Source organism: Nonomuraea composti, assembly GCF_012034275.1.
Classification (GTDB): Bacteria; Actinomycetota; Actinomycetes; order Streptosporangiales; family Streptosporangiaceae; genus Nonomuraea; species Nonomuraea composti.
This window is the reverse complement of sequence record NZ_JAATEP010000044.1, coordinates 22,054-41,762: the sequence shown is the minus strand read 5'-3', so window position 1 is coordinate 41,762 and position 19,709 is coordinate 22,054. Positions and strand designations below refer to the sequence as shown.

The 19,709-nt window shown below is 68.6% G+C and carries 17 protein-coding genes; 7 read left to right on the top strand and 10 right to left on the bottom strand.

Features of this window, described 5'->3' with window-relative positions:
• The first annotated feature begins 35 nt into the window (after positions 1–35).
• The 3 genes from HCN51_RS42335 (at position 36) to HCN51_RS42325 (ending at position 4,006) form a co-directional block, all read left to right on the top strand.
• Complete coding sequence (locus HCN51_RS42335) at positions 36–2,150, top strand: molybdopterin-dependent oxidoreductase (protein WP_206068528.1); 2,115 nt, start codon at positions 36–38, stop codon at positions 2,148–2,150.
• Between the two features lie 169 nt (positions 2,151–2,319).
• A complete protein-coding gene (locus HCN51_RS42330) occupies positions 2,320–3,009 on the top strand; it encodes a carboxymuconolactone decarboxylase family protein (RefSeq protein ID WP_168017639.1) in 690 nt (229 codons plus the stop codon).
• Positions 3,010–3,124: 115 nt separating this feature from the next.
• Positions 3,125–4,006: an SDR family oxidoreductase gene (locus tag HCN51_RS42325; RefSeq protein WP_168017638.1), complete on the top strand. Its 882-nt coding sequence runs from the start codon at positions 3,125–3,127 to the stop codon at positions 4,004–4,006.
• A 29-nt stretch (positions 4,007–4,035) separates the two neighbouring features.
• On the opposite strand, the gene HCN51_RS42320 is transcribed toward HCN51_RS42325, so the two are convergent.
• The 4 genes from HCN51_RS42320 to HCN51_RS42305 form a co-directional block, all read right to left on the bottom strand.
• On the bottom strand, positions 4,036–4,881 hold the full coding sequence (locus tag HCN51_RS42320) for an SAM-dependent methyltransferase (protein ID WP_168017637.1): 846 nt from the start codon (positions 4,879–4,881) through the stop codon (positions 4,036–4,038).
• Between the two features lie 156 nt (positions 4,882–5,037).
• A complete protein-coding gene (locus tag HCN51_RS42315; RefSeq protein WP_168017636.1) occupies positions 5,038–5,832 on the bottom strand; it encodes a hypothetical protein in 795 nt (264 codons plus the stop codon).
• 40 nt (positions 5,833–5,872) lie between these two features.
• Positions 5,873–6,679, bottom strand: coding sequence for a hypothetical protein (locus HCN51_RS42310; RefSeq protein ID WP_168017635.1), 807 nt, complete (start codon positions 6,677–6,679; stop codon positions 5,873–5,875).
• 111 nt (positions 6,680–6,790) lie between these two features.
• Complete coding sequence (locus HCN51_RS42305) at positions 6,791–7,564, bottom strand: GNAT family N-acetyltransferase (RefSeq protein ID WP_168017634.1); 774 nt, start codon at positions 7,562–7,564, stop codon at positions 6,791–6,793.
• Between the two features lie 825 nt (positions 7,565–8,389).
• Here HCN51_RS42305 and HCN51_RS42300 point away from each other — a divergent pair.
• A complete protein-coding gene (locus tag HCN51_RS42300) occupies positions 8,390–9,100 on the top strand; it encodes a sulfotransferase family protein (protein ID WP_168017633.1) in 711 nt (236 codons plus the stop codon).
• Positions 9,101–9,103: 3 nt separating this feature from the next.
• Here HCN51_RS42300 and HCN51_RS42295 read toward each other — a convergent pair whose 3' ends face one another.
• The 3 genes from HCN51_RS42295 to HCN51_RS42285 all read right to left on the bottom strand — a co-directional run bounded on the left by HCN51_RS42295 (position 9,104) and on the right by HCN51_RS42285 (position 11,881).
• A complete protein-coding gene (locus HCN51_RS42295; protein ID WP_168017632.1) occupies positions 9,104–10,261 on the bottom strand; it encodes an alpha/beta hydrolase family protein in 1,158 nt (385 codons plus the stop codon).
• 65 nt (positions 10,262–10,326) lie between these two features.
• Positions 10,327–11,322, bottom strand: a complete 996-nt coding sequence (locus HCN51_RS42290) for an AraC family transcriptional regulator (protein ID WP_168017631.1) — start codon at positions 11,320–11,322, stop codon at positions 10,327–10,329.
• A gap of 13 nt (positions 11,323–11,335) precedes the next feature.
• On the bottom strand, positions 11,336–11,881 hold the full coding sequence (locus HCN51_RS42285; protein WP_346433993.1) for a TetR/AcrR family transcriptional regulator: 546 nt from the start codon (positions 11,879–11,881) through the stop codon (positions 11,336–11,338).
• A gap of 59 nt (positions 11,882–11,940) precedes the next feature.
• Here HCN51_RS42285 and HCN51_RS42280 point away from each other — a divergent pair, with 59 nt between their 5' ends.
• Complete coding sequence (locus HCN51_RS42280; RefSeq protein ID WP_168017629.1) at positions 11,941–12,081, top strand: hypothetical protein; 141 nt, start codon at positions 11,941–11,943, stop codon at positions 12,079–12,081.
• Positions 12,082–12,223: 142 nt separating this feature from the next.
• Here HCN51_RS42280 and HCN51_RS63150 read toward each other — a convergent pair whose 3' ends face one another.
• Positions 12,224–12,520: a transposase gene (locus HCN51_RS63150; protein ID WP_206068527.1), complete on the bottom strand. Its 297-nt coding sequence runs from the start codon at positions 12,518–12,520 to the stop codon at positions 12,224–12,226.
• 629 nt (positions 12,521–13,149) lie between these two features.
• On the opposite strand from HCN51_RS63150, the gene HCN51_RS42270 reads away from it, so the two are divergent.
• Together HCN51_RS42270 and HCN51_RS42265 are read left to right on the top strand one after the other, a co-directional pair.
• On the top strand, positions 13,150–13,512 hold the full coding sequence (locus tag HCN51_RS42270; protein ID WP_346433992.1) for a carboxymuconolactone decarboxylase family protein: 363 nt from the start codon (positions 13,150–13,152) through the stop codon (positions 13,510–13,512).
• Positions 13,513–13,733: 221 nt separating this feature from the next.
• Positions 13,734–15,038 carry a M50 family metallopeptidase gene (locus HCN51_RS42265; protein ID WP_168017628.1) on the top strand — a complete coding sequence of 435 codons (1,305 nt, stop codon included), beginning with the start codon at positions 13,734–13,736 and terminating at the stop codon, positions 15,036–15,038.
• A gap of 1,610 nt (positions 15,039–16,648) precedes the next feature.
• Here HCN51_RS42265 and HCN51_RS42260 read toward each other — a convergent pair.
• Positions 16,649–17,725, bottom strand: a complete 1,077-nt coding sequence (locus HCN51_RS42260; protein WP_168017627.1) for a hypothetical protein — start codon at positions 17,723–17,725, stop codon at positions 16,649–16,651.
• The gene (locus tag HCN51_RS42255; RefSeq protein ID WP_240973824.1) at positions 17,722–18,663 is read right to left on the bottom strand and encodes a ParA family protein; all 942 of its coding nucleotides are present in this window, start codon (positions 18,661–18,663) and stop codon (positions 17,722–17,724) included. Before HCN51_RS42255 ends, HCN51_RS42260 begins: the two co-directional genes overlap by 4 nt.
• Positions 18,664–19,709: the final 1,046 nt, after the last annotated feature.

Below are 19,709 nucleotides of genomic sequence, written 5' to 3'. Positions count from 1 at the left end.
GGCGCGGGGATGCCGGCGTAAAGGAGTCAACGTCCATGGTGGAGATGCGAACGCGGGCCGCTGCCTGCAATCTGTGCGAGGCCATGTGCGGGCTGAACATCACGTTGCGGGGCGATGAGATCGTCGACATCCGCGGCGCCGACGACGACCCGTTCTCCAAGGGGCACATCTGCCCCAAGGCGGTCGCGCTGCAGGACATCCACGACGACCCGGACCGGCTGCGCCTGCCGGTCCGGCGCACCTCGTCCGGCTGGCAGCAGATCGACTGGGACGAGGCCTTCGACCTGGTCGCCTCCCGCCTGGCCGGCATCCGGGCTCAGCACGGGGCGGACGCGGTGGCGCTCTATCTCGGCAACCCGGTCGTGCACAGCCTGGGGGCCCTCACGCACGCGCCCGGCTTCGCCCGCATGCTCGGCACCCGCAACCGCTTCTCCTCCAACTCGGTCGACGTGCTGCCCAGCCAGTTCGTGTCCTACCTGCTCTACGGCAACCAGTGGCTGATACCGGTCCCGGACATCGACAGGACCGGCTATTTCCTCGTCTTCGGCGCCAATCCTGCCGCTTCCAACGGCAGCGTGATGAGCGCGCCCGGCATCACCCGCCGCATTCGCGAGCTGCGCGGCCGGGGCGGGCGGATGGTGCTGTTCGACCCCCGGCGTACCGAGTCGGCGAGGCTGGCCGACGAGCACCACTTCATCCGCCCGGGAACGGACGCCGCGGTGATGCTGGCCATGGTGCGCACGATCGTCGACGAGGGCCTGGCCAGGCCGCTCCCGTACGTGGACGGCCTGGAGGACTTCCGCGCCGCGATCGAGCAGTTCACGCCCGAGCGGGTGGCGGAGGTCTCGGGCGTGCCCGCGGAGACGATCGTCCGGATCGCCCGCGAGTACGCCGCCGCCCCCTCCGCCGCCTGCTACGGGCGGACCGGGGTGTCCACCCAGCGGTTCGGCACGCTGTCTCAGTGGGCGATCCAGATCCTCAACCTGGTGACCGGCAACTTCGACCGTCCCGGCGGCGTCCTGGTCACCCAGCCCGCCATCGACATGATCGCCGGCGGCCAGCTCAGCCCCGGCCACTACGCCAGGTGGCACAGCCGGGTACGCGGCCTGCCGGAGTTCAGCGGAGAGCTGCCGGTGGCCGTGCTGGCCGAAGAGATCCTCACTCCCGGCGAGGGGCAGATCCGGGCGATGTTCACCGTGTCGGCCAATCCGGTGCTGTCCACCCCGGCGGGTCACACCCTGGGCCGGGCGCTCGGCGAGCTGGACTTCATGGCGTCGGTCGACTTCTACATCAACGAGACGACCCGCCACGCCGACGTGATCCTGCCGCCGACCGACCTGCTCGAACGCGACCACTTCGACCTGTTCTTCTCCATGTTCACGATCCGGGATGTCGCCCGCTTCACCCCCGCCGTGCTGCCCAAGCCCGACGGGGCCCGGCACGACTGGCAGATCATCGGCGAGCTGGCCCGGCGCTATCAGGAGCTCCTGCCACCCGACGAGCGCAAGGACCAGCCCGCCCTGAGCCTGACCCCCGAGCAGATCCTCGACTACGGGCTGGCCGCCGGGCAGTACAAGCTGTCCGTGGCCGAGCTGCGCCGCCATCCGCACGGCCTCGATCTCGGCCCGCTGCGGCCCAGCATGCCCGCACGCCTGCAGACCGACGGCAAGCGCATCGACCTCGCGCCGCCGCTGCTGATGTCCGAGCTCCAGCGCGCCCGCGGCGAGCTGCTCACGCCCCGGCCCGCCGATGAGCTGCTGCTCATCGGACGCCGCCATCTGCGCGACAACAACTCCTGGCTGCACAACTCCGCCCGCCTGGTCAAAGGCCGGCCGCGCCATCATCTGCTCATGCACCCGGATGACATGAAGGCCCGGGACCTGGCTCACGGCGACCTGGTGAGCGTGCGGTCCGACGCCGGCACGGTCGAGGTCGAGGTGTCGGCGAGCGAGGATCTCATGCCGGGCACCGCGAGCCTGCCGCACGGCTACGGCCACGCCCTGGCCCGCGAGACGTTGTCGATCGCCGGCACCCTGCCGGGCGCCAGCGTCAACGACCTCACCGACCCGCACTACCTCGACCACATCAGCGGCACGGCCGCGCTCAACGGTGTCCCCATCACGGTCACGCCGCCCCACGTGGTCGTCTGAACCGTCCGAACTCGGTTCGAGCAGGAAAGGCGCCCTGAGCCTTGCTGGTGCGCATTCCGGTTGCCTGACAGATTCGCCCCGGCTCCGGCACGGACTAGCGTCGGTCAGACCTCTGACACGCGCCGTCACGCGGACTGCGTCATCACAGCCCCACACAAGGAGATCAGTAATGAAACTCGCTTCCCAGGACGCCATTCAGGCGCTGGACGCCGATTTCGCCGCGATGGCCGTGAAGCGCGGGCATTACGCGTGGGGGTTGCCGCAGCTTTCCATGCGGGAGAAGGCGTTCGTGTTCGTCGCGGCGGATCTGTGCAGCCGTTCGCTGCAATTCCCGCTGCAGACGCACGTGATGATGGCCCTGTCGAACGGCGTGGCGCTGGAGGACATCCGGGAGGCCGTCCGCCATCTGGCGCCTTACGTCGGATATCCCACGGCGGCCGAGGCTCTCATGCGGCTCGGGGAGATCGAGAAGGCGGCCGTGGAGGCCGGCCTCGCCACCTCCGGGGAGAAGGAGTCCGGCAACGGACACGCGGGGCAGGCGATCGAACTCCCCGAGCACGTCGTGCAGGCGACCAAGGCGCTCAACGAGGACTTCGCCGCCTTCCTGCAGGAGGTGTTCGCCGAGCGCTGGGGCCGGCCCAACCTGACGGTGGCCGAGCGGGCGCTGTGCACGATCGCGACCGATGTGCTGAACGGGACGCTGGAGCAGTCGTTCGCCCAGCACGTCGGGCTGGCGCTGGAGCACGGAGCCGGTGAGGAGCAGGTGCAGGCGGTCCTGCTGCTCGTCGCCGAGTTCGGCGTGGCCAAGGCGGGGCGCGCCTTCGCCGCGCTGGCGGACGTCCTGGCCGCCAGGCGATGACCCGCTCTCCTGGCACGGGCCTCCGCCCCGCGAAGGCCGTTCGCCGTGAGGCTGTTGCGCGCTCTCACGGCGGACAAACCGATTCCCACAGCATTCACATTCTTGGAGGGCGCTCATGCCGACGTACGGGACCAGCCGCGGAGGAGTCGTCGTCACCGGCGCTTCCACCGGCATCGGTCAGGCCACGGCCCTCGGGCTGACCAAGGCCGGCTATCACGTCTTCGCGGGCGTGCGGAAAGAGGCGGACGGCGAGGCACTGCAGCGCCAGGCCGGAGAAGGGCTCACACCCCTTATTCTGGACGTCACCGATCAACACGCGGTCCGGGAGGCCGCCAAGACCGTCGACAAGTCGGACGTGCCTTTGGTCGGCCTGGTGAACAATGCCGGAATCGGTCTGACGTGGCCGGTGGAGGCCATCCCGCTGGAAACGCTGCGCTGGCAGTTCGAGGTCAACGTGTTCGGACAGGTCGGGGTGATCCAGGAATTCCTGCCCGCGCTTCGCCGGACGAAAGGGCGGATCATCAACATCGGCTCCATCGGCGACCGGCTGACCCTGCCGTTCGGCGCTCCGCTCTGCTCCTCCAAGTGGGCGTTCGCGTCGGTGACGGAGGCACTGCGGATGGAGTTGCACCCGTGGGGCATCCACGTCGTGCTGATCGAGCCCGCCACGATCTCCACCACCGCGGTGCAGAAGCTGCGCAAGGACGCCGAGGACACACTGATCCAGATGACCGCGGAACAGCGCGGATACTACGAGACGACCTACCGTGCGATGACCGCCAAAGCCTATGAGAGGGAGCAGGGCGGCAGCGATCCTTCCGTGGTGGCGAAGGTGGTGCTGCAGGCCCTGACGGCCGCTCGGCCGGCGACGCGGTACAAGGTCGGCAAGGACTCCGGGCTCCTCGCCTTCGTGGCCCGCTGGCTCCCCGATCGCGTATTCGACCAGGCCAGGTTCAAGCTGTTCGACCTGCCGGGCAAGTTCGGCAGCCTCTCCTAGGCTTCTCACCCGAGCCTGCGAACCGTCCCTTAGACCGGCAAACGGGCGACGCCGCCGTAGACGCCGGACATCTCCGGTGGGAGGGCGCCGTCGTCCGCGCCGTCGGGCCGCCATCGGGGCACGTACACCAGGCCCGGCTCCACCAGGGTGAAGCCGTCGAAGAAGCGCTGGATGGCGTCGTGCGTGCGCAGCACGAGCGGGTCGGCGGCTCGCCGGTACTGTTCCTCGGCCGTCTGGATCTGCTCCGGGGACAGGGTCTTGTCCAGGCCGTCCATGGAGCCGTGGCTGAGCGCGAGGAAACTGCCGGGAGCCATCCGGTCGCGGACGGTGGCAATCAGCCGCTTGGGGTTCTGCTCGTCGGTGACGAAGTGCAGAACCGCGTTCAGGACGAGGGCGATCGGCCGGCGCCAGTCCAGGAAGTCCCCCACGTCGGGGTGGCCGAGGATGTCCTCGACGCGCCGCAGGTCGCCGCCGATCACCCGTACGCGATCGTTGCCGGCTGTCAGGGCACGGGCGCAGGCCACCACGGTGGGGTCGTAGTCGACGTAGACCACCCGGGCGTCCGGATCGATGCTCTGGGCGATCTCGTGCACGTTGCCGGCGGTGGGGAAACCCGAGCCGATGTCGAGGAACTGGCCGATGGCGCCGCCGTCAGGGTCGGCGAGCCACCGGACCGCCCGCCGCAGGAACGCCCGGGTGGCCCGCATGCCGACGGCCGTGTTCGGGCTGCCGGCCAGCATCGCCTCGGCGGCCTCGCGGTCGGCGGGGAAGTGGTCCTTGCCGCCGATGACATAGTTGTAGATGCCCGCGGACGTGGGGCGCGTGGTGTCGATGCCCGCCGGCACCCACCCTTCCGTTCCGGCCTTCTCCGTCACCCTCGCCTCCTGGCAGTCCTGTGATCGTTGATCATCCTTGACAGTGCTCGCCGGACCCGCGCCACGTCAAGACTCCGGCTCGATGTGGACCTCGGACACGCCAGCGCCGGACGCGGCCAGCAGGATGCCTCCGGGTTCCCCGCTCTGGGACAGACCCTACTGCGGCGTAGGCGTCTCGATCCCGGACTCCGCCGCCCAGGCTCGCAGCTCTCGCACGGCCTCTTCCCGGGTGGCCAGGCCTCGTTCGGCGTGCACGTCCTGCAGATGGCGGATGGCGGCCCCGACCATGCGCCCCGAAGGGATCGCGAGCACTTCCATGACGGCCCTGCCGTCGAGGATCACGGGCACGTCGCGCCGACGCTGATACCGGTCCGCCTCCGCGGCGGCTCGCTCCGCCTCCTCGCGCTCCGCTTCGCGCCGCTCGTACCACTCGTCATAGCTCGCTGCCCAGGAAGCGAATCGGGCTGCCCACATCCAGTCCTCGTGATTCCTCCCCCTGCCCAGCCCGGCCTCCAGGAACAGGTCCGCGGCCGATGACGGGACCACGCCGATGCGGTCGAGAGCCGCGTTGATCGGCCAGTCTCGGTCTGGCCCGCTGAAATCCCACGTATGTGCCGGTCCCCACGTCTTGACGCCGGCCTGCCACACAGCCGCGGACTGATATCCGTGGCCTCCGTGGAAGGACGCCTCGATTTGGGCGAGCGGCCCGCTGTGCGACCCGCTGTGCGACCAATCCAGCAAGGTTCGCTCGAAGGATCCGGACGTCTGCGAGAACGGGAATTCGAGGGAGCCGCCCCGCCGATTCCGGACCGGCAGTGAGCGGGTCAGTTCATCGATGAGAGTTTCATCGACGACAAGCAGCCCCATACGCTGTTCGAGCGGAGCGACCAAAGCCCGCGCCAGGTGAGCGGTATGGCGTTTAAGGCGGTCGAATTCGCCGATGACGGCCATGAGCGCGTACTTGGCGACACGGTATACCTGCCGATGACTGTCACGGGAGCTGTTCCTGGACCAGTTCACGAAGCGCCCGCACCGTTTCCTCGTCGATCCATTCGGGCAGATGGAGGAGAGCGGCACTCACGGCTTCGGCAGTTTCCCGGGGCGCCGGATCGTTGGCGCGCAACCAGCCCTGGAGCATATCGGCCCACGGTTGACGCATGCGATCACGATATTCCGGGTGCTCGGCTGTCGCATATGCCAGGCAAATGACGCGCTCGGTCATCGATATGGCGTCAGTGGCGCGCAACACCGAGTCCCAGAGCCTGCCGAGCAGATCCAGCAGACCGGATCGATGAATGATGGCCAACAACTCCAGGATCTGCCCGCGTACCCGTCGGTCAGGGTTTTCCTCGAGCAGCGCGAACCAGCCGTCCGGCCTGGTGCGGGCCATGCCTCGGGCGGCTGAGCGGACAAGAGCGGAGGCCTCTTCCCAGCTCTGCCCCCAGCATCCGGCAGGGCCCGCGTCGACGGCCACGGCGATGTCCAGCAGCAGGCTCAGGCTGAGGTCGCGACGCAGGGTGCGCGGATCCTGAGCGAGCCGGACGAGGAATGGCACGGCCGGCGGAGTGGCAGCACGGATGCAGTAGCAGGCGAGCATGTCGGAAGAGGTGACGAACCGGCCCTCCAAGTCCCTGATCGCCCGGACACCCCGATTGTCCGTGACATCGAGGAGATCGGCCGACGTTCCCCAGAGCCAGCGTAACAGGATGGGTATTTGCCCTCTGTCTCCGCGACAGTCGACCAATGCGGTCCAGTCGATGTGTTCCAGTCCGAACAACGGCTCCGGAGCCGATGTCATGCGATTTCCTCCGAGCATTGCATCATGTCTCCGCGTGGATCGCGTGCACTTGAGCGGCCGGCGCCCGCACTTTCACCTCCGGCGTTTTCAGCCCAGGCCGGGATGCGGGAGCTAGCGGTCGGGGCGGATGACGGCCAGCGCGGCATCGTCGGCCATGAACGTGTCCATGTCCGCGATCCGCCACCCCGCGCCCAGCAGCACCGGCACTAGCGGATGCGTACCCGGCACCGCCACCTGTGCCGTCGTGCAGAGAACTGTGGCGGTCAAGGCGGCGACGACGGCCTGGGCACAGTCCTGCGGCGCGATCCCCCGGCCGGCCCGATCGTCAGCCGGTCCCCGGCCAGGCGCGCAAAGGCGTAACCGGCGTCCGTCGCGCGCACCGTGACGCCGGGGATCGCGGCGTACCACGCGAGCGTCTCCGCCCGACACGGCAGCGTCCAGCGGGGCGACTTCGTCCGGCCCCACCGTCCTGGCCGGCGGGCCGGGCGGGCCTTCGACCGGCCTGCCGGTGAGATAGAGCAGCGGGCACCACGGCCGCAGCCCGGATCGTGCGTACAGGGCGACGGCCCGGGGATCGGACGAGGCGAACGTCACCCTGGGCCCAGCCTCGCCGAGCAGCCGCGCCAGCAGGACGCGCCCCACGCCGGACGACTGGCGGCCGGGCAGCACGAACAGGTCTCCCAGGCGGGTGACGTCGCCCCGGAGCAAGGTGCCGCCGAAGCCGGCGGCCTCACCCGGTGCGGCCAACGCGACGAGCAGAGTGCCGTGCTCACGCTCGGCGTCGAGGAAGTCACCGCCGACGGGCCAGCCGTCCGGCAGCCCGAAGTGCCGGGCCACCTGCCGGACGGCGGGCATGTCTGCCTCGGCCGCGGGCCGTACGCTCATGACGGGCACACCTCATGATGCCGCAGCCGGATCAGTGCACGGGGCGGCGGATCACCATCCGCCACAGACGGTGGACCCGCCTTTCGAATGGCGACAGCAGGCGGCTCGGCCGGGTACTGGGCCGGGCAGTGCATTCCGGCGGCCGGGGGCGATCATCGCCCAGGGGACGCCTTCGTCCTCGCCGACGAGGTCGTCCCACTCGTCGGGCTCCCATTCGTCAGGACGGGCCAGGGACCATGCGAGCTGGACGCGATCAGACGCGTCCGACTCAGCACCTCGGCCACGACGCCGACAGCCCACACGGGCGGGCCCACGAGGTAGGCGGGCCCTCCTGAGACCGCCACCGCTTCGCCGCCCAGGAGCTCCCGGCAGGCGTCCAGCACGTCCGGGGGCGAGCCGGGACGGGAGGAAGCGCCATGACCTCACCCCCGGGCCGCGGCGCCTCAGCGGTGGAGGATTCTGGGAGGCTGCGCGGCTTGCAGAGGTTGCGGCCAGGCGGCGTCGTCCTGCCACGGTACTCGCCGCCTGGCCACGAATCCCGGCACGGCCGCCACGATGTCCGCGCGTTCTTACAGGCGGCTGCCGAGCACGGGACGGCTCAAAGGTAGGACATGCGGCGGCAGTCCGAATCCGTCGAGTGACTGGTGCCGTTCGGCCGGGCGCGCGGCGCGCAGCGGATGACATGCGGCATCGGCCGCGGCGGGACATGCCCGCGACCAGGGACCCAAGCGACCGGTCATTTCGCACCAGTCGGAAGACAGATGCCCACCGTCCTGGCGGCAGGAACTCTGGCGATCAGACGCCGGCGTCCATGAGGAGGTTGCTATGGGCCATGTCGATGTCATCGGGGCGGGTTTGCCACGCACGGGGACCACGTCGATGAAGGCGGCCTTGGAGCATCTCGGTTTCGGCCCCTGCCATCACATGCAGGAGATTGCCCGGCATCCCGAGCAGGGCGATCGCTGGTCAGAGGTCCTGACGAACCGCCCGTCCGGCTGGGAGGAGGTGCTCGGCGGGCACCGGTCGGCGGTGGACTGGCCGAGCGCGTTCCTCTGGCGCGAGCTGGTGCTCGCCTTCCCCGCGGCCAAAGCGGTGCTGACCGTGCGGTCCCCTGCCACCTGGTACGCGAGCATGCGGAGCACGGTATTCGAGCTCATCCGGAACCCGGCCCTGACCCGGGGCATGCCCGGAGCCGAGAGCATCGTGTCCCTTTCACGGCACCTGTGGAGCGCTGTCTTCGGGCACGGCTCGGACGTCGTGCTCCCCACCGAGCGGGAGGCGACAGAGGTGTTCGAGCGGCACACCGCAGAAGTCCTCTCGAGCGTGAGCTCGGACCGGGTGCTCGTGCACGACGCCACTCAGGGATGGGAGCCGTTGTGCGAGTTCCTCGGGGTGAAGGTGCCGAGCATCCCCTATCCGGCCCTCAACAGGGGTCACGCCGCTCAGGAGGCGGTGGAGCAGCTGCGCCGCGGGGAACGCCCTTCCCTGCCCGGAGGAGATCCGTTGCCCGGCGGGGACGGCCCGGCGTACGCGTGACGATCACGAACCTCCCGCCGGGAGGATCCGGTCGAGCCAGTCGCACACCTCCTGGGCGAGCCGGGTGGGATTGTTGATCTGGCAGTGGGCGTCGGCGCCTGTGGCGGCGTCGAGTTCCAGGAGCTTTTTGCGCGGTGACGGCAGGGCGTGGTGCCAGCTCCGTACCTGCTCGACGAGGGCGGGCGACTCCCCCAGGCCGACGACGGACAGGAACGGGCAGCTGACCCGGGCGGGGTCGGCGGTGAAGGTGGCGAGCAGGCGGGCGAAGTCGACCGGCCCCGCCTGTCCGGAACGCCACAGGTACATCTGGAAGTTGTCCTTCATCGCCCCCTCTTCGGCCATCCGCCGCACCACCTCGACGGGTAGCAGCGACCCGAAGTCGGAGATGGGCGTGGTGGCGGCGGCCGCCGCGATCCGCCGCTCCGACATGACGGCGCGGCTGACCATGTAGCCTCCCCCGGAGAAGCCGATGATGGCGAGCGTGGCGGGGTCCTGGCCGTAAGCGTCGATCAGATGGTCGACGACGGCGCCGACCGGCCGCTCGGTCTCGGCCATCAGGTGCAGGCCTCGCAGCGGCGTGCTGCCCTGCCCGGGCAGGTCCGCCATCACCGTGGTGTAGCCGCGCCGCCAGGCGTTCAGGCCGATCAGGTGGTACATGTCCTCCCGGCCGCTGTCGCCGCCACCGATGACGATGAGCGTGGGAGCGTCGGGTCCGGCGTCGAGTCGCAGCCCCGGCAGCGACGTGCCCTCGAACGGCACCTCGAGGTAGTCCAGGGGCAGGTCCAACAGCGTCACCGCCCGCTCGAACGCGGCCTCGTACTTGTTGATCAGACGGATGAACCCATCGCCGCGCCCGGCGAACTGCCACGCCTGCCGATAGCAGTAATAGGCCTTCATCATGACCTCACCGGCGCTGCGCCGGCGGCCATCCACCTCCCAGCCGTCTGCCAGGTCGCGCTGGGCATCCCCGTAACGTTCGAACTCTTCCGTCCAGCTCGCGGTGTCGCCGTCGGAGATCCGGGAGGCGATGTGGTAGAGCTCGCCGGCGTCGAGGCCGCCGGTCTTGGCGGCTCCGGCGGACCACTGGAAGATGAAGTCCATGTCCCGGTCGTCGAAGCGGTACCGGAGGGGATTGCTGCGCTGCACCGTCTCGTCTGTCATGCCGCCGAGGCTAGGCCCGGCCCCTTGGCGGTGGTGAGGACAGAACACGCGGTGAGGGGGACCGTTCACGCAATGGAGCTGCGGTACTCCTGAGGGGTGCGCCCGTGCACGCGCCTGAAGGCGCGCCGGAAGGCGCGCACGTCGGCGTAACCGAGCCGGGCGCTGATCGCCGCGACCGGCATGCCGGTGCCGGACAGGAGCTCCACGGCCAGCCTCGCGCGCTCCGCCTCCAGTTCCTGCCGCCAACTCGTCCCCTCCTCGTGCAGCAGTTGCTGCAGCCGGCGCGGGCTGAGCGCGAGGCTGTGCGCGGCCGCTCTCAAGGTCGCTCTGTCATGGTCGAGCCCGGCGGCCAGGAAGGACCGCACCCGATCCCGCCACGGCCGCCCCTCTCCGTGCCGTAGCCGACTGACGGTGCGCCGGAGCAGGGCGGCCAGGGCGGGATCGGCTCCGAGCAGCGGGCGGTCGAGGTCGCGGCGGCGGAAGGTGAGAGTGTTGGCGTCCTGCCCGAATTCGATCAGTTTGGTGCCGTACGCCGCAGCGAGATCACGGTGGCGGGGTGGCGCGGGCATCGCCATCCCGATGCTCACGGGCCGGACCGGCGCGCCCACCGCCGCCCTGGCGAGGGTCAACTGCCAGCCCAGGGCTGCGCTCGCGGGATGCCGGTTCTCGTCCATCGCGGGCATCCGCCGGGTCAGGGTGACCAGGTCGCCGCTCGTGCTCATCTCGTACGACCCGCCGGTCGTCACGAGGTCGATGTGCCGGACGACGCTGCCAAACGCCTCACTCAGCGTGCCCGACGACAGGAACAAGAAGTCGAGGAGCGCGAAACGCCCCGGCTCGTAGGACAACCCCAGATTCATGCCGAAGTCGGGGTCCCCTACCGCGCGGGCCGCTCGGTTCCACAACTCCGTCACGGCCTCGGCCGGAACACGGGAGCCCGGCACGGGAACCCCGGCGACGTCCAGCCGCGTCTCTCCGACGAGGCGCCTGGGGTCTGCGCCCGCACGGGCCACGGCGGTGAGCAGGACGTTGACCACGGAGGCGGTGAGGCTGCCTGGCATTCCACTCCCCCGTTCAGCCGGACACCAGATAACGCTGCACGGTCGGCCCGACCCAGGTGACAAGTTCCTCATGGGTCATGTCGGCCATGGGCGGGAGGGCGGCGACGAAGCGGCACAGCGCCAGGCCGAGGATCTGCGTGGAGGCGAGGGCCGCCCGCCGGGCGGCCTCCACCGGATCGTCGCACCAGGTGGCTGCCAGAGGAACGATCTCGGCGGCGAAGACGGACCTCAGCCGCTCGGCTCCCAGAGGGCTGGTCGCCCCGCGCAGGAGGATGTGCAGCGCCGCGTCGGCCTCCCACCGTCTCAGGAAGAACTCGACCAGAGTGGCGCCTACCTTCTCCCGCGGGATACCGGCGGGGTCCGGCAGCGGGACGTCGAAGGCGCATGCCGCGAGGAAGAGGTCCTCCTTGCTGGCGAAGTAGCGAATGATCATGGCGGGGTCGATGTGCGCCTGGCCGGCGATCGCCCTGATCGTGGTCCGGTCATAGCCATCGGCGGCGAAGCGTTCACGCGCTGCCGCCAGGATCAGGGCCTTGGTTTCACGCGATGACCTTCTCACCCCACAAGTGTAGGCCAACATCTGTTGGCTTCAGGTGGTATGCCGCGAGCATCCGGCTGATGATGGACACCGCACAACCGATCGACGGCGCCGACACCGGCATCTCCATGAGCGAGGTCTCGCGCCTCCGCGCCGACCTGGACGCAGAGGCCACCGCTTCCGCGATTACCTGGGGTGTTGAGAAGGCGTCAGGCAAGTGACTGGCCGGTCAGCCAGTGTTCGCGGGCATCGATCCGATCCAGCAGCCAGCTGCCGGGATCGGCCGGGTGCCCGTCTGGCCCCGTCATGTCCACCGCCACGGCGGCGCCCCGCCACGGGTCAGGCGGCGGGACATCACATCCGTCATCGCCCAATACACCCGTGATTCGGAGCTGGCCGGCAGGTGCTCGTAGTCGCGGACCAGACGGCGGGAGAAGTAGTAGTACGTCGCGCTCTTGGCGGCAGGTCATGCGGGAGATAGTCCCATTGCACGCCGGTCCGCCCCTGGTGGCGGATGGCATTGACGATCTCGCGTAACTCGGGGCCGCTCTCGTGATCGCTGACGGACGGGTGCGCGGCCGTCCACGCCGTGAGCACCGGCTCGATCACCGCCCACTGCGCGTCGGATAAGTCGCTCGGGTACGGCTTGCGATCAGTCACTCAACCGTCACAGCACGCACGGACCCACCAATCAACGGTAACGCTACACATCCATGCGATCACACTACGACATTGAGGGCATGAATTCGCGAACCGCACTTTCATAAGCCGTCGTTCATCCGCGATGACCGGACTCCCTGTGAGCGCGCGTCCTGGGCTCTTCGCCTCCTGCTGGAGAGCTTGATCCACCACGCGGAGCATCATCCCGTCGTTGATGACGTCCGCCACGAGCGGCTGGGCGTTGAGGGAGAAGGGATGTGCACTGGTCTTCGAGTGCACCGCCGCGGGCCGCAGATACCGGTGCCATCAAGGTGGACGGTCGTTGGCGTCATACAGGCCGTAGTCGTCCACGACGTGGACCGCCAGCCCGAACTCCAGCACTCGGAGCGGTCCGCCGAACAACACACCGATGGCCTGTACGGCTCGTAGTGCCCCCTTCCCGGGCGGCCCAAGGAGCATCGCCCTCGGGCTCAAGCTCGACGCGGTCCTGGGTGGTCATCAGGCATGCCGGACTCCGCGCCGGTCATAACAGGCGGGCTGTGTTGCCCCCTGGAAACCGTGACGGCTGCGGAGGTCGTGATGAGTCAGAGGATCGATGTCGCCAAGCTCGTCCCCGGCATCTACCGACAGTGAGCTGCCACACCCCGACGCTGGGGCTGGTCAAGCTGCGGGCCAGCCAGATCAACGGGTGCGCGTACTGCGTGGACATGCACACCCGGGACATGAAGCAGGCGGGGGAGAGCGATGAACGGCTCTGGATGGTGGCGGCGTGGCGTGAGGCCGCGGTGTTCACCGCAGCCGAGCGGGCCGCGCTGGCGCTGACGGAGGAGGCGACCCGGCTGGCCGACCGCGCCGTCGTCTCCGACGCGGTGTGGCAGCAGGCGGCCGAGCACTACAGCGAGGAGCAGCTCGCCCTGCTCTTGGTCGCCATCGGCATGATCAACAACTGGAACCGGATCCTCGTGGGTGCCGGGGTCACTCCAGGTACCTGACGCGCCCGCCCACACGCCCCAGACTTCTCCTGCCGAGAGGCGGCCTGCTCATCGAGGTAGGCGGCTGCCCCGGCACCGCGCTGACTGCCGTACGGTTCGCGCCCGACCGGCGGGCCGCCACTTCGTGAGCCGCGGTGGGCCGCCCTCGGTGGTGGATTCCACTACCCTGGGGGCAAAGCCGGGCCGCTCGGGCCCTTTGTCATCTTCTGCGGAGCGGCCCGATGAACTGGCTCTACGTCGTGGGGATCATCGTCTTCCTCCTCGGGCTGATGGTCTCCATCGCGCTGCACGAGATCGGCCACCTCGTGCCGGCCAAACTCTTCGGGGTCAAGGTGACCCAGTACATGGTGGGCTTCGGCTCGACAGCCTGGTCGCGCCGCAAGGGCGAGACCGAGTACGGCATCAAGTGGATCCCGTTCGGCGGCTACATCCGCATGATCGGCATGCTGCCGCCGCGCCCCGGTGACGAGCCGGGCAAGCTGCGCAGCACGGCGACCGGCCCGTGGCAGGGCCTGATCGAGTCGGCCCGCGACGCCGCCCAGGAGGAGGTCCGGCCGGGCGACGAAGACCGCGTCTTCTACCGTAAGAAGTGGTGGCAGAAGGTCATCATCATGTCCGGCGGCCCGGCCATGAACTTCGTGCTCGCCTTCATCTTCTTCACCATCCTGCTGGTCGGCATCGGCCTGCCCGTGGAGGCGCCCATCGTCTCGCCCGAGACCCGTACCTGCGTGATCCCCGCCTCCGAGCAGCGCACCACCTGCGCACCCGGCGACCGGCCCACCCCGGCCGCGCAGGCGGGCATGAAGCCCGGCGACCACATCGTCAGCTTCAACAGCCACAAGATCAGCTCCTGGGACCAGGCCCTCCGCCTGGTCCGCTCCCACGGCCCCGGCCCCGCACAGATCGGCATCCTCCGCGACGGCAAGCCGATGACGCTCGCCGTCACGCTCATCGCCCAGGACCGCCCCAACCTCGACGACCCCGCCAAGATCGACAAGAACGTCGGCTATCTCGGCGTGCGCCCTGCCGAGGTCATGGAGCAGCAGAGCATCGGCCAGGTCATCGGCTACATGGGCGAGCTGACCGGCCGGGTGGCCGGCTCGCTGATCAACCTGCCGGAGAAGATGGCCGGCGTCTGGCACGCGGCCTTCTCCGGCGAGCAGCGCGACCCCGAGGGGCCGGTCGGCGTGGTCGGCGCGGGCCGCATGGGCGGCGAGATCCTCGCCTCCGACCTGTCCACGGAGAAGAAGGTCGCCATCTTCGTCAACCTGCTGGCCGGCTTCAACCTCGCGATCGGCATGTTCAACCTCATCCCGCTGCTCCCGCTCGACGGCGGCCACATCGCGGGCGGCCTGTGGGAGGGCATCAAGCGGGCCTACGCCAAGGCCGTCCGGCGGCCCAAGCCCGCGTACGTGGATGTCGCCAAGGTGTTGCCGCTGACGTACGCGGTGGCGCTGCTGGTGATGGTCATGGCCGGCCTGCTGGTGTACGCCGACCTGGTCAACCCCCTCACGCTCACCCGCTGAGACCGCCCCGCGGGCGGTGCGGCAGCCGTTTCGCGTCCGCGGGAACGACATGGAGATGGCCCCGGCGGCGCTGCACGTCGAAGCGCACGTTCCTGCCCGGACCCCGCTCGATCCTGTAGCCGTTCGCCGCGACGCTCCCCCCGGTCACCCATTAGTAACGTCACTGATCCGGCGACCCTGGTCACGGAAGGTGCCAGCTCGGCCCGGGTGGCGCTCGTGGTACCGCCGGCGACGAGAGACCCCATCACGATCACGGCGAGTGTTTCCGTGGATGACCTTCATATGCTCTCTCATCGTCACCGGACATGCACAGGCTCGACCGTGTTCAGCACTGCGTCCTTCGTCGAGCTGTCATCTATGTCTTGTCACGGGAGGCGTGAGTGTTGACGGCGGCTCCCCGTTTCACACTCGCCTTGCACGGCTCGGTCATGGAGCCATTCTCCACCAGCCATGAGTCCGGAACCGACTGCTTCGTCCACCGAACTCGGGGTCCATGTCCTCGAAGCTCTGGATGGTCACGCCGCGTTCCCGCAACATGCCGCGTACCTCGGCCACGGTCCGTCCGATGTAGGGCAGGCAGTGCAGCGGCTCGCCCAAGCCGTTCGATCGTGGTGCCGTTCTCGAACGGCTCGCCGGGCCTGGCCTCGCGCCCGAGCGTAATGTCGGCGGGTCCTTGGAAGTTCTCCGGGATCTTCACCCCGATGGGACAGCCGCCCATCCTGTCGCAGGTCCCCGGCTGGTCGATGGTCTTGATCTCGTCGAGGTACCGGTGCTCTGTGGGGGAGGTGGGGAAGATGGAGCCCATCCACGACGGCGTCGAGGGGATGACCCGGAGGGTCACGTTCAGCCCGGCGTCACGGAGCTGCGTCTGGTACGTTCCGGCGTCGGCGTACAGGTCCTTGATCTCGATGATGTAGTACCCCGCCCTCCTTCCTGATGTCCAGCGCTGCGGCCCGTCCCTGGTCCGAGGCCGAGCCCGGCAGGCAAGAGCCAGCTCAGGGCGAGGAACGCGGCGGTCAGCATGGCCACGCCCGGCAGCGCGGCGCGCAGGATGGCAGCCACTCGATCAGCGCCGCCGGCTCCGGGCGGCTCATCCAGGTCAGTGCCGAATCGGCGAGCAGCGCCAACCCTTTTCAGTCGGGCCGGGACGATGGATCGATCGCTTGCGTTGGTCAAGCAACGGCAGGGAGTGCCGGGTGGAAAGCGTGACCAACGTCGCGGGCAGGCGCACCAGCCAGATCAGCAGGAAAGCGGCTCCGGCCGACACGCCGCGCTCACACGCGTCTGGGCCGCCGGAAATGGTTCTTCGTTCGTCTGTACCACCGAGCTCTCATCGAAGAGTCTCGCCTGAGGTGGAAAGCGGCACCCTATCGACCTGTGTCCTCGAGAACGAGTCGCGCCTGCGAAGCCGCCGACACCGGCGACCGTTCGGGCTGCCCCGGTCACCTCTCCCCCGGCCCAGGACCTCCTGACAAGGCGGTGCACGCAAGCCCTCTACCGGCACCCTCCCCTCAGCCCGACAGAACGCAGAGCCATCGCTGCAAGCGAGCATGTCCTCACCGTCATGCCCAACCGCACGCGGGGCCTGCGGCGATCGCGAGCCCCGCGCTTCAACCTCTCGACACCATCACATCGTGATGTGCCTCACCGGCAGCGGAAGTGTCGTCATCGTCGAGAAGATAGGCCTCCACCGCGACCGACACCAACGTCGACAGGTGCTCGGCCCCGGTCTCCTTGACCAGGCCGTTGAGGATCTCGAGTTCGGCCGGGCGGAACTGCACCGGCCACAACACCCGCCGGATGCCCGGCTTGGACTTCGACCGCAGGTTCCTGCGCGGCGGGAAGCGTGAGCCGTTGGGGCGGCTCACCTCCAGGCGGGCACGGACCAGGAAGGTCAGCATGTCCAAGGCGAGGAAGTGGTCGATGGCGTCCATGGCCAGCTGGGCGTACTCGATACCCTCGGCCCGGCTGGTCGCCCTGGCGCGCTCCTTGGCCTCCGGCTTGATGTAGATGCTGACCTGTTCCGGCGTCTGATAGTCGGTGGAGACGGTGGCAGCCGTCACCTGCGGTACAGGGCGGGAGGCGGGACGAGGGGCGGGCCGCGAGGCGAGCGGAGCAGCCAGGGGGCGGGCAGCGGGCGGCACCGGAGCGCTCGGCACAGCGACAGCCTTGCGGCCCGCTTCGGAGGGAGCCACCGGAGCCTCGCCGGTTGGCGCGGCACCCTTCCGCGCCGCCGTGGCCGCCTTCTCGGTGACGGCGCCCTTGCGCGGTGCCGTTTCCCGCTCCTCCGTGACAGCGCCGCGCGGCACCGTCCCCCGCTCTTCCGCGACGGCCCGTCGATCCTCGACCACCTCGACTGGGTCGGGCGACACGGGTGTGGCCTGCTCGCCGCCTCCTGCGGAACCACGGACGGGCTCGGCGCCCGCGTCCTCCTCCACCAACGCCACCCCGGCGTCCTGTACGGCAGGCGCCTGCTCGGCGACGGGAGCGGGCGGCACGTCAGGCACCGGGACGGGGGCCGGCTCGCTGGGAGCAGCCTGCTGGGGCTTGTCCGAAGCTTCCTGGCTGGGGGCGGCGGCCTTGGCGACCAGAGCGGACAGGCCGGTCTGGCCGCGTCGTCCGCGAGCCCGCGTCATCCCTCCGAGCTTGGGGGCGGGAGGCTTGTCATCGAAGAATTCGCTGGTCACGCGTATGCCTCTGCTTCCAGTTCCAGAGCCCTGCTGATGATCTCGGCGGTCGCTTCCTCCATCTCGATGGCGGAGGTCTCGGCCGACTCGCTGCTCAGCGTCAGCTGGTGCCGCTTGGCGTGGGTCTTCCAGTCCGCCCCGGCCGTCAGGTCCGCCAGCTCGGCGAACACCCGCCCGTGCTTGCGGCATTGATCGGCGACGTTGACGGCGCGCGTGATCACGGTCTGGAAGATGGGGATGCCGGAGTCGCCCAGGACCTCGCTGATCTCCTTGCGCTTCTTCGCGAGGAACCCGACCTCCTTGATGCCCACCACCTCTCCGTCCTCGTCCTTGATCTTACGCAGGTTCTGCCGGTCGAAGCCGAACAGCAGGACGCCGAGCGGGGTCAGAGCGGGATTGAGCCGCGAGGCGACGTCGAAGACCTCGCTGACGCCCTCCAGGCCCTGAATGGCCCCTTGGTCGAAGCAGACGGGGATGAGCACGTACTCGGCGGCGACGGCGGCCAGGTGCTGCAGATCGGCGAGGTTCGGAGGGCAGTCGATGAGGATCCACTCGTAGTCCTCGGCGACCTCGGCGAGGGCTTGGGCCAGACTCAGGAGGATCTCCCGCCGTGGGTCGATGGACCGTGTGCCGATCATGGACGCGGTGATCCTCTTGAGGTTCTTGCCGCCAGGCACCACGTCGAGGTTCGGACGTACGTCCTTGATGATGTGGAGCCCCCCGGTCCCCTCGACCACGTCGATGATGCTCTTGCCTTCGTCGTCACCAGGCTTGCCCTGATGTCCCAGATCGAGTCCGAGGTTGCCCTGAGGGTCGAGGTCGATGGCGAGGACGCGCTTGGTCGAACCGGCGGCGTGCAGAGCGGACGCGAGCTGGGCCGAGATGTTGGCCGTTGTAGTTGTCTTGCCCGCTCCCCCCTTGTTGTTCAACACGATCATCACGCGCCTGAGCCGAGGGCGGATCGCCTCCACGATCTCTTGTGTGCTCATCACAGGACGTGAGGCCACGGGTTGGGGGAAGGTCATTGCTCTGCTCTCCTGTGCATGCCGACGAGTTGATGGAAGACCCTTCTGCAGAGTGACGGACGCGGTGATCCCGGGACCGGTCACAGGGACGGAACTTCCGTCCCTTTACTAACAGATCTGCTGGACTCACGCCAGGATCGTGATGGGAGTGTCGGCATCTTCATCTTCCGCACGAAGGGTTCATCCGGACTAGCCGCTTCCCCGCCCATCGGTTGACCCGTCGGTGTTCCCCCCGCCTCCCAGCTCACTTCTTCCCCCGATCAGGGGATCGCCCCGATCGTCCTCCCGTCAGGCGGGTTGCTCGGCGGGCGAGGGATCGCATGCCCTTGCTGCCTTTCGCCCTGGCTCCATAGTCTGCCCAAAAGCATGCGACACACCTTGTGACCTATTGGTTTCTACCCCTGAGACTATCCCTGTCTCAACAACTACTGGATACACAGTTCTTGCGCCGTTCACCATAAACATTATTATCCCTGCTCCAGCAGATATCGGCAGACATTTTTTCGTTCATATCGTTCCCACTATCTTTCAGCATTTCGTTGATCCTTTTCTTGTTACCATTTTAGTCACGAGTACAATGATTATTGCTACACCTTGTGCTACACCTATTACTCGTGGCGACCTGGGGTGATCCGCGAAGATGATCATGTCCAGAGCCATGGTACCGCCTCCTCAGCAGTATCACCAGCGTGATACCTCGACGGGAAAGTGTTGCGACACACGGTGTCACCCGCCTAGATGGAAGCGTTCTCCCTTTAACGCCGAGGCAGCTATTCGCGCAGCGCACAGCAATATCTCATGAGACCCTGCCACGAATCATCACCCGAGACTTTCCATCACGCCACCCGGCGTACATCTCCCGGAGGGGGATGCGGCTCCTTCAGGAGGGCTTCTTTACGGGCTTGCCAACGCACGCGAACCGGCTCTCGCACGGCGCGACCTCCCCTGCAAAGGGGACC

What these genes read in the sequence shown, in the direction of transcription:
- HCN51_RS42305 (WP_168017634.1), bottom strand. Translation starts at nt 7,564, where the DNA reads ATGAGCGTACGGCCCGCGGCCGAGGCAGACATGCCCGCCGTCCGGCAG.
- HCN51_RS42280 (WP_168017629.1), top strand. Translation starts at nt 11,941, where the DNA reads ATGATGGACACCGCACAACCGATCGACGGCGCCGACACCGGCATCTCC.
- HCN51_RS42330 (WP_168017639.1), top strand. Translation starts at nt 2,320, where the DNA reads ATGAAACTCGCTTCCCAGGACGCCATTCAGGCGCTGGACGCCGATTTC.
- HCN51_RS42335 (WP_206068528.1), top strand. Translation starts at nt 36, where the DNA reads ATGGTGGAGATGCGAACGCGGGCCGCTGCCTGCAATCTGTGCGAGGCC.
- HCN51_RS42290 (WP_168017631.1), bottom strand. Translation starts at nt 11,322, where the DNA reads ATGCCAGGCAGCCTCACCGCCTCCGTGGTCAACGTCCTGCTCACCGCC.
- HCN51_RS42265 (WP_168017628.1), top strand. Translation starts at nt 13,734, where the DNA reads ATGAACTGGCTCTACGTCGTGGGGATCATCGTCTTCCTCCTCGGGCTG.
- HCN51_RS42255 (WP_240973824.1), bottom strand. Translation starts at nt 18,663, where the DNA reads ATGATCGTGTTGAACAACAAGGGGGGAGCGGGCAAGACAACTACAACG.
- HCN51_RS42325 (WP_168017638.1), top strand. Translation starts at nt 3,125, where the DNA reads ATGCCGACGTACGGGACCAGCCGCGGAGGAGTCGTCGTCACCGGCGCT.
- HCN51_RS42315 (WP_168017636.1), bottom strand. Translation starts at nt 5,832, where the DNA reads ATGGCCGTCATCGGCGAATTCGACCGCCTTAAACGCCATACCGCTCAC.
- HCN51_RS42295 (WP_168017632.1), bottom strand. Translation starts at nt 10,261, where the DNA reads ATGACAGACGAGACGGTGCAGCGCAGCAATCCCCTCCGGTACCGCTTC.
- HCN51_RS42300 (WP_168017633.1), top strand. Translation starts at nt 8,390, where the DNA reads ATGGGCCATGTCGATGTCATCGGGGCGGGTTTGCCACGCACGGGGACC.
- HCN51_RS42310 (WP_168017635.1), bottom strand. Translation starts at nt 6,679, where the DNA reads ATGACATCGGCTCCGGAGCCGTTGTTCGGACTGGAACACATCGACTGG.